General features: G+C 71.8%; 15 protein-coding genes. 9 read left to right on the forward strand and 6 right to left on the reverse strand.

What is annotated here, in order from left to right; all coding sequences use genetic code 11:
* Nucleotides 1-27: 27 nt before the first annotated feature.
* From AB0B72_RS23665 to holA, 4 genes are all read left to right on the forward strand, one after another.
* Nucleotides 28-999, forward strand: coding sequence for a DegV family protein (locus AB0B72_RS23665; protein WP_367741086.1), 972 nt, complete (start codon nt 28-30; stop codon nt 997-999).
* 240 nt (nt 1000-1239) lie between these two features.
* Nucleotides 1240-2112 (forward strand): helix-hairpin-helix domain-containing protein, encoded by an 873-nt coding sequence (locus tag AB0B72_RS23670; protein WP_367741087.1) that lies wholly within the window; start codon nt 1240-1242, stop codon nt 2110-2112.
* Nucleotides 2109-4535 (forward strand): ComEC/Rec2 family competence protein, encoded by a 2427-nt coding sequence (locus AB0B72_RS23675; protein ID WP_367741088.1) that lies wholly within the window; start codon nt 2109-2111, stop codon nt 4533-4535. The genes AB0B72_RS23670 and AB0B72_RS23675 overlap by 4 nt, the downstream gene beginning before the upstream one ends.
* Nucleotides 4536-4645: 110 nt before the next feature.
* Entirely contained in the window at nt 4646-5611 is a 966-nt protein-coding gene (gene holA, locus AB0B72_RS23680; protein ID WP_367741089.1) for a DNA polymerase III subunit delta, read from the forward strand.
* A gap of 40 nt (nt 5612-5651) precedes the next feature.
* Here holA and AB0B72_RS23685 read toward each other — a convergent pair whose 3' ends face one another.
* The gene (locus AB0B72_RS23685; protein WP_367741090.1) at nt 5652-6155 is read right to left on the reverse strand and encodes a MarR family winged helix-turn-helix transcriptional regulator; all 504 of its coding nucleotides are present in this window, start codon (nt 6153-6155) and stop codon (nt 5652-5654) included.
* 63 nt (nt 6156-6218) lie between these two features.
* On the opposite strand from AB0B72_RS23685, the gene AB0B72_RS23690 reads away from it, so the two are divergent.
* Nucleotides 6219-7418: an MFS transporter gene (locus tag AB0B72_RS23690; RefSeq protein ID WP_367741092.1), complete on the forward strand. Its 1200-nt coding sequence runs from the start codon at nt 6219-6221 to the stop codon at nt 7416-7418.
* 70 nt (nt 7419-7488) lie between these two features.
* Here the strand turns inward: AB0B72_RS23690 and rpsT are convergent, their stop codons facing one another.
* Together rpsT and AB0B72_RS23700 are read right to left on the reverse strand one after the other, a co-directional pair.
* Nucleotides 7489-7761: a 30S ribosomal protein S20 gene (gene rpsT / locus AB0B72_RS23695; protein WP_367741093.1), complete on the reverse strand. Its 273-nt coding sequence runs from the start codon at nt 7759-7761 to the stop codon at nt 7489-7491.
* A gap of 192 nt (nt 7762-7953) precedes the next feature.
* Nucleotides 7954-8970: a hypothetical protein gene (locus tag AB0B72_RS23700; RefSeq protein WP_367741094.1), complete on the reverse strand. Its 1017-nt coding sequence runs from the start codon at nt 8968-8970 to the stop codon at nt 7954-7956.
* A gap of 101 nt (nt 8971-9071) precedes the next feature.
* Here AB0B72_RS23700 and lepA point away from each other — a divergent pair, with 101 nt between their 5' ends.
* Nucleotides 9072-10901 carry a translation elongation factor 4 gene (gene lepA, locus AB0B72_RS23705; RefSeq protein ID WP_367741095.1) on the forward strand — a complete coding sequence of 610 codons (1830 nt, stop codon included), beginning with the start codon at nt 9072-9074 and terminating at the stop codon, nt 10899-10901.
* Nucleotides 10902-10949: 48 nt separating this feature from the next.
* Nucleotides 10950-11570 carry an MOSC domain-containing protein gene (locus AB0B72_RS23710; RefSeq protein ID WP_367741096.1) on the forward strand — a complete coding sequence of 207 codons (621 nt, stop codon included), beginning with the start codon at nt 10950-10952 and terminating at the stop codon, nt 11568-11570.
* A gap of 46 nt (nt 11571-11616) precedes the next feature.
* Here AB0B72_RS23710 and AB0B72_RS23715 read toward each other — a convergent pair whose 3' ends face one another.
* Complete coding sequence (locus AB0B72_RS23715) at nt 11617-12507, reverse strand: CDP-diacylglycerol diphosphatase (protein WP_367741097.1); 891 nt, start codon at nt 12505-12507, stop codon at nt 11617-11619.
* A 483-nt stretch (nt 12508-12990) separates the two neighbouring features.
* Here AB0B72_RS23715 and hemW point away from each other — a divergent pair, with 483 nt between their 5' ends.
* Both hemW and AB0B72_RS23725 read left to right on the forward strand, forming a co-directional pair.
* On the forward strand, nt 12991-14214 hold the full coding sequence (hemW, locus tag AB0B72_RS23720; RefSeq protein WP_367741098.1) for a radical SAM family heme chaperone HemW: 1224 nt from the start codon (nt 12991-12993) through the stop codon (nt 14212-14214).
* 5 nt (nt 14215-14219) lie between these two features.
* Entirely contained in the window at nt 14220-14909 is a 690-nt protein-coding gene (locus tag AB0B72_RS23725) for a formylglycine-generating enzyme family protein (RefSeq protein ID WP_367741099.1), read from the forward strand.
* 66 nt (nt 14910-14975) lie between these two features.
* On the opposite strand, the gene AB0B72_RS23730 is transcribed toward AB0B72_RS23725, so the two are convergent.
* Nucleotides 14976-15785, reverse strand: coding sequence for a DUF3097 domain-containing protein (locus tag AB0B72_RS23730; protein WP_367741100.1), 810 nt, complete (start codon nt 15783-15785; stop codon nt 14976-14978).
* Nucleotides 15786-15824: 39 nt separating this feature from the next.
* The gene (locus tag AB0B72_RS23735; RefSeq protein WP_367741101.1) at nt 15825-16445 is read right to left on the reverse strand and encodes a hypothetical protein; all 621 of its coding nucleotides are present in this window, start codon (nt 16443-16445) and stop codon (nt 15825-15827) included.
* Nucleotides 16446-16601 lie beyond the last annotated feature (156 nt).

The following is a 16601-nucleotide window of genomic DNA, read 5'->3' on the forward strand; positions in this document are numbered from 1 at the left end:
GGGTCGCCTGCGGGTAATCTTCGCGATATGTCGCCATCTGTCGTAGTCGTCACGGACTCCACCGCGTACCTGAGCGAGGACGAGACGGCCAGGTGGGGCATCACCGTGGTGCCGTTGAAGGTCGTCCTCGGTGGGCGCGAAATCGACGACGCCGTCCCGCCCGGCGACGGCGCGCCTGCCGACGCGCATGGCGGCACGCCTGCGGCCGGTCTCGACGACGGCGCGTCTGCCGACTCGCCTGACGGCGCTTCCACCGGTGCGCTCGCCCGTGCTCTGCGGGATCGGGCGCCGGTGACCACCTCGCGGCCGGCGCCCCAGCGGTTCGCCGACGCCTACGCGCGGGCCGCCGCCGAGGGAGCCCTCGGCGTCGTCTCCGTGCATCTGTCCGCTGAGATGTCGGGGACGGTGGACGCGGCCCGCCTCGCCGCCCGGGACGCGCCCCTCCCCGTCGAGGTGGTCGACAGCAGGTCCATCGCCATGGGGCTCGGCTTCGCCGTACTCGCCGCGGCCAGGTCCGCGGCGGACGGGGCGCCACCCGCCGAGGTCGCCGAGGCGGCGAGGCGGCAGGCCGAGGCCGCCCGGACCTTCTTCTACGTCGACACGCTCGACCATCTGCGACGGGGAGGACGGATCGGCCTGGCCGCCAACCTCGTCGGATCGGCGCTCGCCATAAAGCCGCTGATGCACCTGGGCGACGGGAAGATCACGCTGCTGGAGAAGGTGCGTACGGCGAGCCGCGCCATCGCCCGCCTGGAGGATCTGGCGGTGGAGGCGGCGGGGGACGGGCCGGTCGACGTCGCGGTGCAGCACCTCATGGCCGCCGAGCGGGCCGAGGCGCTCGCCGCGAGCCTCGCCACGCGCCTTCCCCGGCTCGCCCGCATGACGGTCGTCGAGATAGGACCCGTCCTGGGGGCGCACGCGGGCCCTGGAATGCTCGGCGTCACGATCGCCCCGGCAGTACCGGAAGGCCCGGCGGATGGCGTGCGGCGAGCGGTTTGAGCCGTTCGATGACACGCGCCGCGTTCAGCTCTCGGATCGCGTTCAGCTCTCGGATCGGGTGAGGGGCAGGACGGGGCAACCCGACGGCAGGGTGTAGCCCCGGCCTTCCCGCCATCCGAAGGGCCGAACCGCGGTTTGGCGTCGCGACCGGGTGCCTTCCTGCCGGCGGTGCTCCCGGGTTTTCCCCAGAACCCCGTTCTGCCTCGGGCGGGCCGGCGTCGGCCACCTAGCGTCTCTGGCGTGCGAAGCAAGGAGCAGCGGGATCACCGCGTGGCCGCCGAGGCGCGCCTGCGCGGGCTCACCCGGCCGGTGGACGCGTGGCCGCCCTCGGCTCGGCTTCGCTCCTCACCGGCGTCGCCGGGCCCGCCGCCGTCTTTCGGCTCCGCCCGCCAGGCCGGTACGGCCGCATACCTTGACCAGCCTGCCGAGGAGGACGAGATGGCGGCACCGATGAGGAGTCGAATGGAGGAGATCGCGGCCCTCGGACGGTCGAAGTGGAGGGTGGCTCTGCCACGGCTTGACGCGGGCACCCCCGGGCTGCGGGTGCTGGTGGCCGCAGGGCTTCTCGCGGCGCTGGTCGCCGGGATGGTCGCCTGGCGGTCGCGGCCGGTGGCGGAGCCGATCGTCCAGCGGCCTCCGGCTCCCGCGGGCGTCGCCGTGGTCGCCGCCGAGCCGTCCCCGTCTCCGACGTCGAGCGTGATCGTGTACGTGTCGGGAAAGGTACGCAGGCCGGGCGTCCTCACGCTGGCCACCGGTTCCCGGGTCGTGGATGCGATCAAGGCCGCGGGAGGCGTGAGGAAGGGGGCGAGCCCGGGCGGTGTCAACCTGGCAAGGCGCCTCGTGGACGGCGAGCAGATCGTCGTGGGCGCGGCTCAGCCAGCTGGTCCCGGTCCTGGCGCGGCGCAGGCGCCCACCGGCGACGCGGTGGTGAGCCTCAACGCAGCCACGGCCGAGCAGCTCGACGCGCTGCCCGGCGTCGGGGAGGTGCTGGCTCAGCGGATCGTCGAGTTTCGCGACGCGCACGGCGGCTTCCAGACCGTCGACCAGCTCCGCGAGGTCTCCGGCATCGGTGAGAAGAAGTTCGCCGATCTACGAGCCAAGGTCACGGTATGACAGCCGGGTGGCGGTCCTCCGCGTCGGGGGAGGGGCACGCGGGCGGGTTCTCCGTCGTGCTCGTTCTCCCGGCGGCCGCCGGGTGGCTGGCGGCCCTGGTGCTGCTCGGATGCCCGGCGGCCGCGGGGGCGGCCGTGGCGGCCGTCTGCGCCCTCACGGCCACCGTGCTCCTGCTGGTGCTCCGCGGGCGGCGCCGCGTGGCCGGCGATGCGGGGGAGCGGGACGCCGGGCAAGCCGTGGGCACGGTCGTGTCGGGGGTGCTGGTCACCGTGGCCGCGGTGGCGGCGGTCGTCGCGTTCAAGGTGCACACGGTGACGAGTGGGCCGGTGGCGGACCTGGCGGCCCGGGGGGCGACGGTCACGGCGGAGGCCGTCCTCACCGCGGATCCCCGGATCCGGCAGCACCGGGGAGGCGTCGTGCGGCGGGACATGGCGGTCGCCGACGCGAAGATCGTCATCCTCGGCGCCGGGGCGGAGCGGTTCACGGTGGACGCCCCCGTGGTTCTGCTGGGCTCGGGACGCGGGTGGAGCTCACTGCTGCCCAGCCAGCGGGTCAGGGTGCGGGGGCGCCTCGCCGCCGGGGAGCCGGGGGAGCTGACCGCCGCCGTCATGTTCGTACGCGGGCCGCCTCAGCCGCTCTCCGGGCCGACGGCGGTGCAGGGAGCGGCGGGTGCTCTGCGTGCCGGGCTACGGGAGGCGAGCGACGTCCTGCCTCCTGAACAGCGGGGGCTGCTCCCCGGTCTGGTCGTCGGCGACGTGTCGCGCATGGACGAGGAGGTCGAGCACGACTTCAAGACGGCGGGCCTCAGCCACCTCACCGCCGTGTCCGGCACCAATCTCGCGATCGTCGCGGGGGCCACGCTTCTGATCGCCCGGCTGGCGGGCCTGCCGCTCACTGTGCGCGCCGCGGTGGCGGTCGTCGCGATGGTCGCCTTCGCCGTCGTGGCGCGGCCCTCGCCCAGCGTGCTGCGTGCCCTCGTCATGGGGACGATCGCGGCGGCGGCCCTGGGGACGGGCCGTTCCCGGGACGGTGTCGCCGCCCTGTCCGCCACCGTGCTGGGGCTCGTCCTGTTCGACCCCGGCCTGGCCCGCCAGTATGGATTCGCCCTGTCGGTTTTCGCGACCGGCGGCATCCTGGTGCTGGCCCCACGATGGCGCGACCGGCTGGCGGATCGGATGCCAATGATGCCGGCCGAGGCGCTGGCCGTGCCCGCGGCCGCGCAGGCGGCCGTCACGCCGCTGCTGGTGCTGATGTCCGGCCGGCTCGACCTGGTCGCGATCCCGGCCAACCTGCTGGCGGAGCCGGCCGTCGCACCCGCCACCGTGCTGGGCTTCGCCGCCGCGGTGGTGGCACCACTCAGCATGGGCGCGGCGCAACTCCTGGTCCGCCCGGCCGGGTGGGCCGTCGGCTGGATCATCGCGGTGGCCGATCGGGCGGCGAGTGTGCCGCTCGCGACACTCGACTGGCCCGGTGGCCTGCCCGGCCTGGTGCTCCTCACCGTGGCGGCGGTGCTGGGCTGGTTCGTTCTGCGGGGGCGCGCCCGCAGGAGACTGGCCGGGGCCGTGGTGGCCGGCGGGCTGCTGACCGTGCTCGTCGCCGGGCCGGTGGTCTCGCGATGGCCGCCGCCGGGATGGCTGCTCGTCGCGTGCGACGTCGGCCAGGGCGACGCCATCGCGGTGTCGGCCGGGCCCGGCCGGGCGGTGGTGGTGGACACGGGGCCGGAGCCGGGGCCCGCCGACCGCTGCCTGCGCGACCTCGGCGTCCGGCAGGTGCCGTTGCTGGTGCTCACCCATCCCCACCTCGACCACGTCGGAGGCCTGACGGGAGTGCTTCGCGGCCGGTCGGCCGGGGCCGTCCTGGTCAGCCCCGGGAGAGTCCCCACCGGCGAGGCCGCCCGGGTGTCCAGGGAGCTGAGGAAACGGCGGATTCCCGAATGGGTGAGCGCTCCAGGAGTCCGCTGGCGGTTCGGACCGGCCGAGATCACCGTGCTCGCGCCCGCCCCCGGCGCCGGCCCGGAAGGGCCGGGGGAGGGAGCCGTCGCCAACAACGCGAGCGTCGTGCTCCTGGTCCGCTGGCCGGGGAGCAGCGGCGCCCCGGTGGGATCGGCTCTGCTCGCCGGGGACCTGGAGACCGAGGCCCAGGCCGCGCTGTTACGCCACGGAGTGCCGCGGGTGGATCTCCTGAAGGTGCCTCACCACGGCTCGTCGAGACAGGACCCGGCGTTCCTCGCCGCCACCGGGGCCCGCGCCGCCCTCATCAGCGTCGGCGCGGTGAACGACTACGGCCACCCCGCCCCCCTGACGATGCGGCGCCTGAGCTGGCTCGGCATGCGCACCTACCGGACCGACCTGTCCGGTGATCTCGCCGTGGTCGCGTCCGGCGGCCACCTCGCCGTCGTCCCCCGAGGCGGAGCACCCCCCTGACGCGGTCCTCGTCGGCGGCAACGGAGCCGGCCGTGCACCGACGAGGCTCCCTCGCGAGAGGTGAGCGGGCCGATGTGCCGTCACCGGCAACGCATGGCATGCTGCGTGGCATGGCGAACCCAGCACTCGTGACCCTGGTGGTCGGCGACGAGGAGTTCCTGGCGGACCGGGCCGTCGGTTCCGTCCTCGCCGAGGCCCGGGCGGAGGACCCCGACGCTGAGATCCATGAGCTCCAGGGCTCCAAGGTGGAGGCAGGGGAGCTGAACCGCCTGTCTTCGCCGTCGCTCTTCGGCGGCAGGGCCGTCGTGGTGATCCGCGGCGCCCAGGACCTGGCGAAGGACGTCATCGCCGAGATCGTGAAGTACGCCGCCCACCCGGCTGAGGACACCGTCCTGGTGCTGGCCCACCCCGGCGGGGTGAAGGGGAAGGCGCTGGTCGACGGGGTCAGGAAGGCGGGCGCCGACGTGGTCACGGTCGCCAAGCCGGCCAAGCCGGGGGAGCGGCTCGAATTCATCAGAGCCGAGGTCCGGCGGTCGGGCCGGACGATCTCCCCGGCCGCCGCGCAGGCGTTGCTCGACGCGGTCGGCGGCGACCTGCGCGATCTCGCCGCCGCATGCGGGCAACTCGCCTTCGACACCGAGGGAAAGACGATCGACGAGGCCGCCGTCGCCCGTTACTACCGCGGGCGGGCCGAGGTCAGCGGGTTCGCCATCGCCGACCTGGCGATCGAGGGGAAGCTCGGCGAGGCGCTGGAGCAGCTCCGCTGGGCCCTCGCCACCGGCGTCGCGCCGGTGCTCATCGTCAGCGCCCTCGCCGGGGGGTTGCGGTCGCTGGCCAAGGTCGGCGGCGCTCCCCGCAACCTGCGCGGCGGGCAGCTCGCCTCCCACGTGGGAATGCCCCCGTGGAAGATCGATCGGGTCAAGCGCCAACTCGGCGGCTGGGGGCCGGACGGCATCTCCGCCGCCGTGCAGGCCGTGGCCACCGCCGACGAGCAGGTCAAGGGTGGCGGAGCCGACCCGGCGTACGCGATGGAGAAGGCGATCCACGTCATCGTGGCCAGCCGTACCGGTCGCTGAGCGCGCCACCGTCAGCCCGCCGGTCCTCCAGGAGCCCATCTCATCCGTGTGGCCGGTCGTCCCCCTCCATGTGGAGCAGCATCCGTTTGAGCAGGACGGCGAGGGTGTCCTGATCCTCCCTGCCGAGCACGCCGACCATGTCGTCCTCCGCCTCGCCGCGCAGGTCCATCGCCCTCTGCCAGGCGCTGTGGCCCGCCTCGGTGAGCTCCACGTCCACCCGGCGGCGATCCTCGACGCTGCGGATCCGCCGGACGAGGCCGGCCTTCTCCAGCGTGTCCAGCCGTCCGGTCATGCCGGCCGGCGACACCTTGAGCTCGGCGGCGAGCTCCGAGGGGGTGACCCGGCCTCCCTCACCGCGCGATGCCAGACGATGGAGGGTCTCGAACTCGAACTCCTGGAGGCCCACCGCGTTCAGCGCGGCGTCCTTGGCGTGGGAAACGTGTTTCACCAGGAACTGCATCCGCGTGACGATCGCCTCCACGCGCTCGTCGAAGGGAGTCTTCCCGCGCCACCGGGCGATGTGCCGGTCCACTGAGTCGTCCACCCTCGCATCATACGAGTAGATATTTCGTTGACGAATGATTCGTCAGCGAAATATCGTCTCCGTATGATCAGACGCCTGATGGCGGGCCGTACCGTCGCCGCCGTCGCCACCGCGCTCATCCCCACCGGGCTCACCCTCGCCGTGATCAGGGCGACCGGGTCCGCCCTCGATCTCGGCCTCGTCCTCGCGGCGGAGATGACGCCCATGCTCCTGCTGCTACCGGTGGGCGGAGTGCTGGCGGACCGGCTGCCGCCGAGGCAGGTCATCCTCGTGGCCGACCTGGTCCGGTGCGCCGCCCAGGTCGCGATCGGCCTCCGGCTTCTCCTCGGTCACCCCTCGGTCGCGGAGATCGCCGTGCTGGCGGCCGTGACAGGCGCGGCCGTGGCCTTCGGCGTGCCCGCCGTGTCGCCTCTGGTGACCGGCGTCGTCCCCCCTGAGGCGCGGCTCAGGGTGAACGCCCGGATGGGCGTGCTCGGCGGGATCGCCCAGATGGCGGGCCCCGCTCTCGCCGGAGGGTTCACGCTGTGGCTCGGGGCGGGGTGGTCCTTCCTGCTCACCGGCATCGGCTTCGCGGTGTCCGCCCTCACCCTGGGCGGGCTCGTCACGGCGCCTCGCGTGAGAACTTCGAGCCGTGTCGTCGCCGACTTCGCCGAGGGCTGGCGGGAGGCCAGGCGTCATCGGTGGTTCCTCGTGAGCGTGCTCGGCCACGGGGTCTGGCACCTCGGCGCGGGCCTGCTGCTCACGCTGGGACCGCTCATCGCGGTACGCGCTCTGGGCGGCGAGTCCGCCTGGCTGGTGATCGCGCAGTCCGGGACCGTGGCGATGGTGCTCGGCACGGTCGCCGCGCCGCGGCTGCCGATCAGGCGGCCGCTGGCGGCGACGGCCGCAGGTGCCGCACTGTACGCCTGCCCGCTGATCGCCTTCGCGATCCCCGCCCCGATCGCCGTCGTCGCGGCGGCCTACTTCGTGGCCATGCTCGGCCTGGGAGTGCTGATGCCGCTGTGGGAGACCGCGATGCAGCGAGGGATCCCGCAGGGCGCGCTCGGCAGGGTGGGCTCGTTCGACTCGCTGATCTCCTTCGCCGCCCGGCCGCTGGGGCTCGCCGTGGCCGCGCCCCTCGCGGAGTGGACCGGAAACGCGATCCCGCTGGTCACGGCGGCCGCGCTGGTCGCCGGGGCGAACCTCGCCGTGCTCGTCCTGCCCGAGGTCCGTCACCGCGTTCCGGAGGCGGCGGACGCCCGGGCGGGGGCCGGGGCACGCTGAACCGGGGCGGCGAACAGAGAACGCCGCACCCCCCGGCATGGGGGATGCGGCGTGGAAGCCCTGGTCGGACCTACTTGGCGGCCTGGAGGGCGGCGGCGCGCTTGGCGATCGCCGACTTCCGGTTCGCGGCCTGGTTCTTGTGGATGACGCCCTTGCTGACGGCCTTGTCGAGCTGGCGCGACGCGACCTGGAGGGCGACGATCGCGTCATCGACGTTGCCCTGGTCGGCGGCCTCGCGGAACTTGCGGACCGCGGTCTTCAGGGACGACTTGACGGCCTTGTTGCGCAGCCTGTGCTTCTCGTTCTGACGGTTGCGCTTGATCTGGGACTTGATGTTCGCCACGAAGAAAGCCTCGGTATGAAGTCTGGGTCGGATGGGGCGCGCGGGCTCGTGAGAGGGCGCGCCACACGCAGTTGAACAGGATACCAACAGTCCGGCCCGCCGCTCAAATCGCGCCCATGGGCCATTGCCTGCAGACGCATCTTACCTTGAGAAGCGGCCACCGGCCCTCATCTCGGCCCCTCATCTCGGCCCTCATCTCGGCACGGGCCGCACCCATTCCGTCTCGTACTCCCTCCAGTCCTCCTCTGTGGCGGCGAAGTCGACGTACATCGCCAGCCCCATGGCGGTCCTCGGGCCGTGCTCCGTCAGGGCCAGCCGCGTCCCCTCGGCCGCGCCGGCGACGCTCTCGGCGTAGTCGCTGAACGGAACCCCGTGGTCGTGGTACGCCGGCGCGCCGATCAGGAGGGTCCTGCTCTCGGGGACGAGGTCCATGGCGAGCTCGGCCTGCCGTACGACGTGCCCGCCGTAGACCGACTTCAGGGGCGTGAAGGAGTCGTACGTCATGATCGCCACCTGGTCGGTGAGGACGGCGACCTGGCGGAAGTACCCAGGCGTCCAGTACTTGTCATGCCCGACGGCCAGCCGCGCGGGGTACCGGACGCCGGACAGCGGCTCGATCTGCTGGGTGGAGGCCGACAGGAGTCTGCCCCCGATGGCCTGCCGGGTCTCCCGCAGCATCGCCAGGAACGCGGCGTCGCCGTCCTGGACCGGCTCGAAGTCGTAGTGAATGCCGTCGAAGCCGAGGGCGACCATCGCGCGTGCGCCCTCGACGATCCGGGCGCGGGCCGCCGCGTCGCCGAGGTCGAGGTGAGGCAGGCCGTTGTCGTTCACCGTCTGGCCCAGCCAGGCCGACACCCGCACGCCCGGCAGCTTCTGCCGCCACGAGGCCAGGAAGCTCCTCGCGCCGGGGTACTTCGCCGGGTCGAGCGCCCCGTCGTAGCCGAGCGGCCCGCTGTGGACGTACACGTCCCTGATCCCGCTCCCGCGCAGCCGTGCGGCCAGGGCGTCCATGTCGGCGGCGCCGCGGCGGCCGTCCACCCAGGCGTGGCCCATCCACAGCGCGTCGTGCCCGGTGGTCTTCGTCCACGCGGCGGGCGATCCGGTGAACTGCAGGCGGAGCGCGGCCGTGGCGGCCAGCCACAGCACGACCGGTACGGCCAGGACGACGGCGGCCCACCGCACAGCGCGTCTGGTGGTCGAGGCAAGCATCCGGACATGCCACCATGGAGGGTGGCTGGTCCGCCAGCCCTTGACGGGAGGGCCCGCGGCCCTGCCGATGGCAGTCACCCAACTTGTCGAAACGGACCTCGGTGCGCATTCAGCCTGGCCAGACCGACCCCGCGTTGATCCGCAACTTCTGCATCATCGCGCATATCGACCATGGCAAGTCGACTCTCGCCGACCGGATGCTGCAGCTCACCGGCGTGGTCGACGACAGGTCGATGCGCGCGCAGTACCTCGACCGCATGGACATCGAGCGTGAGCGCGGGATCACGATCAAGTCGCAGGCCGTCCGCCTCCCGTGGAACGGCCACGTCCTCAACATGATCGACACTCCGGGGCACGTGGACTTCACCTACGAGGTGTCCCGGTCGCTGGAGGCGTGCGAGGGCGCGGTCCTCCTCGTCGACGCGGCCCAGGGCATCGAGGCGCAGACGCTGGCCAACCTCTACCTGGCCATGAACGCCGACCTGCACATCATCCCCGTGCTCAACAAGATCGACCTGCCCGCGGCGCAGCCGGACAAGTACGCCGAGGAGATCGCCGGCCTCATCGGCTGCGACCCCGGTGACGTGCTCCGCGTGTCCGGCAAGACCGGCGTGGGGGTCAAGGAGCTGCTCGACCACGTCGTCGCCAACGTCCCGGCGCCGGTGGGGGACGCCGGCAAGCCGGCCCGCGCGCTCATCTTCGACTCGGTGTACGACACCTACCGCGGCGTCGTGACGTACGTCAGGGTCATCGACGGGCACCTGTCCAAGCGTGAACGGGTGCTCATGATGTCCACCGTCGCCCAGCACGAGCTGCTGGAGATCGGCGTCATCTCGCCCGAGCCCATGCCGTCGGACCGTGGCCTCGGGGTCGGCGAGGTGGGATACCTGATCACCGGCGTGAAGGACGTCCGGCAGTCGCGGGTCGGCGACACGGTGACCAACGCCGCCAAGCCGGCCGCCGACGCCCTGGGCGGCTACGCGCATCCCAAGCCGATGGTCTACTCGGGCCTCTACCCGATCGACGGCGACGACTTCCCGGAGCTGCGCGAGGCCCTCGACAAGCTGCGGCTGAACGACGCGGCGCTCGTCTACGAGCCCGAGTCCTCGGCGGCGCTCGGGTTCGGCTTCCGGTGCGGCTTCCTCGGCCTGCTGCACATGGAGATCGTGCGGGAGCGGCTGGAGCGCGAGTTCAACCTGTCGCTCATCTCCACCTCGCCGAACGTCATCTACCGGGTGGTGATGGAGGACAGGCGCGAGATCGTCGTCACCAACCCCTCGGAGTTCCCCGAAGGCAAGATCGCCGAGATCTACGAGCCGGTGGTGAAGGCCACGCTCCTCGCCCCCTCGGAGTTCATCGGCGCGATCATGGAGCTCTGCCAGGGGCGCCGGGGCCAGCTCCAGGGCATGGACTACCTGTCGGAGGACCGGGTCGAGATCCGCTACACGCTGCCGCTCGGCGAGATCATCTTCGACTTCTTCGACCAGCTCAAGTCCAAGACGCGGGGGTACGCCTCGCTGGACTACGAGCCGTCCGGGGAGCAGGACGCCGACCTGGTGAAGGTCGACATCCTGCTGCAGGGCGAGACCGTCGACGCGTTCAGCGCCGTCGTCCACCGCGACAAGGCGTACGCCTACGGGGTCGAGATGGCCAAGAAGCTCAAGGAGCTCATCCCCAGGCAGCAGTTCGAGGTGCCCATCCAGGCCGCCATCGGCGCCCGCGTGATCGCCCGCGAGAACATCAGGGCGATCCGCAAGGACGTGCTCGCCAAGTGCTACGGCGGTGACATCAGCCGCAAGCGGAAGCTGCTGGAGAAGCAGAAGGAGGGCAAGAAGCGGATGAAGATGGTCGGCCGGGTGGAGGTCCCCCAGGAGGCCTTCGTCGCCGCGCTCTCCACCGAGTCGCCCTCTACGGACAAGGGCCGCAAATAGGGCGCAAAAGGCTTAGCTCGCCCTGATGGGGTGGGTTAGCGTTTGCGCATGCGCATCCTCTCCGTGAACGCCGGCCGGGCCGTACACGCCGATTGGGTCGCCGACCTGAAGCGGACGGCCATCGACAAGCGGCCGGTGGCGGGACGGGTCGCGGTGCTGGACAACGGCCTGGCGGGCGACGAGCGCGCGGACATGGCCCGGCACGGCCACCCGGACCAGGCGGTCTACGCCTACGCCCGGGAGGACTACGACTGGTGGCAGCCGAGGATGGAACGCGACCTGCGCGACGGCCAGTTCGGGGAGAACCTCACCACCACCGGGGCCGACGTGACCGGCGCCATGATCGGCGAGCGGTGGAGAGTGGGCACCGCCGTCCTGGAGGTGACCGCCCCGCGCATCCCCTGCGCGGTGTTCCGCAACTGGATCGACGAGCGCGGCTGGGTGAGGCGGTTCACCGAGGCCGGCCGTCCCGGGGCGTACTTCCGGGTGGTGGAGCGAGGAGAGCTGGGCGCGGGGGACGAGATCGAGGTGCTGGAGCGGCCCGGGAGCGTGACGATCGGCGAGGCGTTCCGGGCCTACCACGGAGACCAGGAGCTCCTGCGCAGGCTCCTCGCCTATCCCGGCCACTCCGACAAGTGGGACCATGTCGCGCGGCGCGTCCTCGGTTGACCGTGGTACGCCCCGCGTGGAAGGAGGCCGGACCACCAGGAGACGGTCAAGGATGCATGAGAAGCAACGGGTCGCAGGTGTCGGTTCCGACCAGCTTGGGGGTGTTCGGGTCTTTCAAGACCTTCTCGCTGTTGACGATGTAGTAGCCTCCGGCGGGCCGAGGTATCACGATCAGCGTTTGATACTGCATGATCGCCTGTGCCTGGGCGGTGGTCGCTCCATGTCCGAGAGCGTGCCTCAGCATGGTCCTGAGCATGGCGAAGAGATTGTCGTGGGTGAATCCCGGCCAGATGAGCACTCGGTAGGTGTGCGGGATGATCCCGAGATTCTGGCTGAGACCTCGGATCGACACGCGCGAGTCCGCCCACTTCGCCACTGTCGTGGCGGCCAAGTTGTCCTGGGCGGCGAGGTCGTGCCAGGACTCCCATCGCGCACGTGCCATATGAATGTGCAGCTGGTTGAAATCTCTGGCCTGCTTTGAATTGATTCCCAGCCCCACAGGGGTGGGGACCACGGTGGGAGGCTGGGTGGCATAATAGTCCGCGGCGTTCCAATAATTCGGCGCACTGCTGCCGCAGATCCAGGAACACTCGATACCGTAGATCCGCTCGGTGGGGACGAGAATATAGTTGACGTAGTTCTTCTTGCTCTTGGCGCCGCCCATCACCACGTAGTCGGCATGGTTCTGCCGGCAGGTGTTGTTGCTGTGACACTTCTGGCTGCGCTGCCAGAGAGAGTCCGAGTCGCTGGTCTTACCGCACTCCTTGGGATCGGGCCCTGTGGCGAGTGCCGATGAAGACGCGGCCAGCGCGTGCCCGGCACCGGAAAGAACGCCCGCGCCCGCGAGTACGGTGGTGCCCGCCAGGCTGGAGAACTGGATGAACCGGCGTCGCGTCAGCTCGCTCGCCTCGTCGTTCGACCGGTCGCCGTCACGCATGATTACCCCCGATAACCTGCACCTGAAACTGCTTGCCGCGATCTGGGCACGCACTGCGGCTCCGGCCGTGTATGAGACCGGAACGCTCCGCGGGCCGAGAGCCCGGGCAGCGTGTTCGCGACGCCCCTGCCCGTCAATGAAAGATCGACGCACTCGGCCAGGTTGATCCCCTCCCGGTCGGCCGGTAAAAGCTCCTGGCGCATCCTTGAGTTTCAGCAGGAAAGATCGAAACCCTTCCCCCGGGCGCTGCGAAAATCACCGGGTGTTCCACTCCCGTGCGTGTACGGCGACCGGCCCCAAGAAGGCGACGATTTGTCGTGGCGTTGCGTGGCGGCCGAACGGGCGTGTATTAGAATAACCGGCGCGACATATTGTGTGATATAGGGTGAGCGCGACAAAGACGGATAGAGAGCTACTTCTCGCGACGGATCCCGGTGCCCAGGGCGTCGATGGCAGCGCCAAGGTGACGGCAGACTGGGGAGCGTGCCTTCCGTGCTTCCCGACGGCGATCCCGTCCCCACGAGCGGCGAGCTGCCACCCGCCGCGCTCGACGGGCTCGGCTCACGTCCGTTCGGCTTCTACGTGCATGTCCCGTTCTGCGCCACCAGGTGCGGGTACTGCGACTTCAACACCTACACGGCCGCCGAGCTCGGGCCGGGCGCGTCCCAGCGTGACTACGCCGAGACCGCCATCGAGGAGGTACGGCTGGCCCGCCGGGTGCTGGGTGACGCCGCCCTGCCGGTGGAGACCGTGTTCTTCGGCGGCGGCACGCCGACGCTGCTGCCCGCGCCCGATCTCGTACGGATCCTCCAGGCGATCGACAAGGAGTTCGGCCTGCGGCCGGACGCGGAGGTGACCACCGAGGCCAACCCGGAGTCCGTCGATCAGGGATACCTGGAGACGCTGCGCGCCGGGGGCTTCACCCGGATGAGCTTCGGCATGCAGAGCGCCAGCGATCACGTCCTGAAGGTGCTCGACCGCCGGCACACCACCGGGCGGGCCGCCGACGCCGTCCGTGAGGCGCGCGCCGCCGGGTTCGAGCACGTCAACCTGGACCTCATCTACGGCACGCCGGGGGAGAGCGACGACGACTGGCGGGCCTCCCTGGACGCGGCGATGGCGGCCGGTCCCGACCACGTCTCGGCGTACTCGCTGATCGTCGAGGACGGCACCCGCCTGGCGGCGCGCATCCGCCGCGGCGAGCTGCCGATGCCCGACGACGACGTCGCGGCCGACCGTTACCTGCTCGCCGAGGAGGCGCTGACGTCGGCAGGGCTGCGGTGGTACGAGATCTCCAACTGGGCCCGCACGGACGAGGCGCGGTGCCGCCACAACCTGCTCTACTGGACCGGCGGCGACTGGTGGGGCGTCGGGCCGGGGGCGCACAGCCACGTCGGCGGCACCCGCTGGTGGAACGTGAAGCACCCGGCGGCGTACGCGGGCCGTCTCGCCGCGGGCTCCTCGCCCGCGCACGCCCGCGAGGTGCTGACCGAGGAGGACAGGGCCGTCGAGCGGGTCATGCTGGAGCTGCGGCTCGCCTCCGGCTTCCCGCTGGCCGACCTCGCACCCGAGGCCCGTACGGCGTGCGCCAGGGCGCTGGCGGGAGGGCTGCTGGAGGTGGCGGACTTCAAGGCCGGGCGGGCCGTGCTGACCCTGCGGGGCAGGCTGCTCGCCGACGCCGTGGTCCGCGACCTGACCGCCGGATGACACGGATGAGCCCCGCGACGCCGAGCCAGGCCATCGCCCCGAGCATGGCCGTGATCCCCGCCGGGACGATCGTCCTGCGGGACGAGGGCACGAAGACGAACTGGGAGGTCGATGTCCAGGCCTTCCGTCTCGCGCCGCATCCCGTGACCCGCGAGTTGTACCGCGCCGTTCTGGGCGACGTCCCGGCCGGCCCGGCGGGGCCGCTGACGCCGGTGACCGATGTCTCCTGGCTGGAGGCCGTCAGGTTCTGTGACGCGCTCTCGCGTGCGACGGGGCTGCGGCCCTGCTATTCGATGGGCGACGACCCCGACGGGCTGGACGTGACCTGCGACTGGCGAGCCGGCGGGTATCGCCTCCCGTCAGAAGCGGAGTGGGAGCACGCCTGCAGGGCCGGGACGAGCGGCGTCCGCTACGGAGAGCTGGACGAGATCGCCTGGCACCGCGGGAACTCCGGCGGGGACGTGCACGACGTCGCGGGGAAGGCGCCGAACGCGTGGGGGCTCCACGACATGATCGGCAACGTGTGGGAGTGGTGCTGGGACGTCTACGATCCCGGCGTCTACGGCCCGTACCGCGTGTTCCGTGGCGGAAGCGCCTACGACCAGCCGCGAGGATGCCGCGCGTCGTGCCGGCGCAAGAGCCATCCCACCTTCCGCATCGACGACCTGGGGTTCCGGCTCGCGCGGTCGTTGTGAGCGAAGACGCGGCAGGCGCGTCGCCGGACGTGGCCGATCCGCGCACCGGCGCGGGATCGGCGGGGGTCAGGCGCCGGGCTCGGTCACGAAGTCGATGAGCTCCTCCACCCGGCCGAGCAGCTCGGGCTCCAGGTCGGCGAACGTTCTGACCCGGCCGAGGATGTGCCGCCAGGCCTCCTGGGGGTCCATGCGCCAGCCCAGGGCGGCGATCACGCCCTCCTTCCAGGGGACGCCGCGCGGCACGTCCGGCCATGCGGGGATGCCGAGCGCGGCCGGCTTCACCGCCTGCCAGATGTCCACGAAGGGGTGGCCCACGACGAGCACGTCGTCCCCGCGGACCCGGGCGGCGATGCGGCTCTCCTTCGAACCCGGCACCAGGTGGTCCACCAGGACGCCCAGCCGCCTGCCGGGCCCGGGGGCGAACTCCTCGACGATCGCGGGCAGGTCGTCGACGCCTTCCAGGTACTCCACCACGACCCCCTCCACCCGCAGGTCGTGACCCCAGATCTGCTCGACGAGCGAGGCGTCGTGGACGCCCTCGACGTAGATCCTGCTGCCCTTGGCCACCTGAGCCCGCAGGCCGCCGACCGCGATCGACCCCGAGGCGCTCCGCGCGGGGCCGGACGGCCCGGCGGACGGCCGTACGAGCGTGACCGGCCTGCCCTCCAGGAGGAACGCGGCGGGCGTCAGCGGGAAGACCCTCCGCCGGCCGAACCGGTCCTCCAGCGTGACGGCCTCCTTGTCGCAGGCCACCACCGCGCCGCAGAAGCGGCCCTCCGCGTCCTCGACCACGAGGTCGTTCTCCGCCGGAACCTCGGGGATCTGCCCCCGCTTGGGGCGCCGCCAATCACCGGAAAGCACGTCCCGCCCATACATGCCGGGAACGCTAGCAAACCGGCGGCCCGCCGTAGGGCGTCACCGGGCCATGCGCCGCGCGCCGGCGCGCCGTGCGAGGACGACGACCGTCACGACCACGGCGGCGAGCAGGCCGAGGAACGGCAGCGCCAGGAACGCGGCGCCGCCGGCCGGCGGGCCCGCGCCGGCGGCGAGCTCCTTGCCGACGCCGAACGTGACGCCGTCGCCCTCGCAGGTCACCTGGTACGGCCCGGCCGCCGGGACGGCGACGGCGAACAGCGGCTCCCAGTCGGTGCCCCCGGCGGAGAGCCGCTGGGACGTCGTAGGCCTGGTGAGCTTGATCCGCGCGTCCTGCCCGTCTCCGACCTGGCACTTCACGTCCGTGGGCTCGTCGGCGCTGGCGTAGATCGCCGGGTGGGCCTCGGGGTCGAGGGTGACCTCGACCGTCTGGTCTCCGGCGAAGGTGGTCCCCGGCGCGATGTCGTCGATCGTGGTGAACAGGCCCCCGGCGAAGCCGCCGGCACCCGCGAAGAGCAACACGGCGAACAGCACCCAGGCGAGCGCGACCCACAGGAGCCGCTCACCGGGGGCGAAGGACGCGCCGGGAGGGCCGGCCCGGCCCGGCGCGGAGGCACGGGGCAGCCGGAGGGTGGCCGGACCCGGGTAACGATCATCGTTCATGGACGGAACGTTCGCCTATGTGACTTGTAAGCGATTTGCAGTCGGCTTGTCCCCGATGTCCTCGGCGTTATCGCACGCCACGGCTGGGGGCCGTACACTTGGCACTCGGGAACACAGAGTGCCAGAGTGGGTGTTTCCACGCGCAGGGAGGTGACA

The organism is Microbispora sp. NPDC049125 (assembly GCF_040802045.1).
Classification (GTDB): Bacteria; Actinomycetota; Actinomycetes; order Streptosporangiales; family Streptosporangiaceae; genus Microbispora.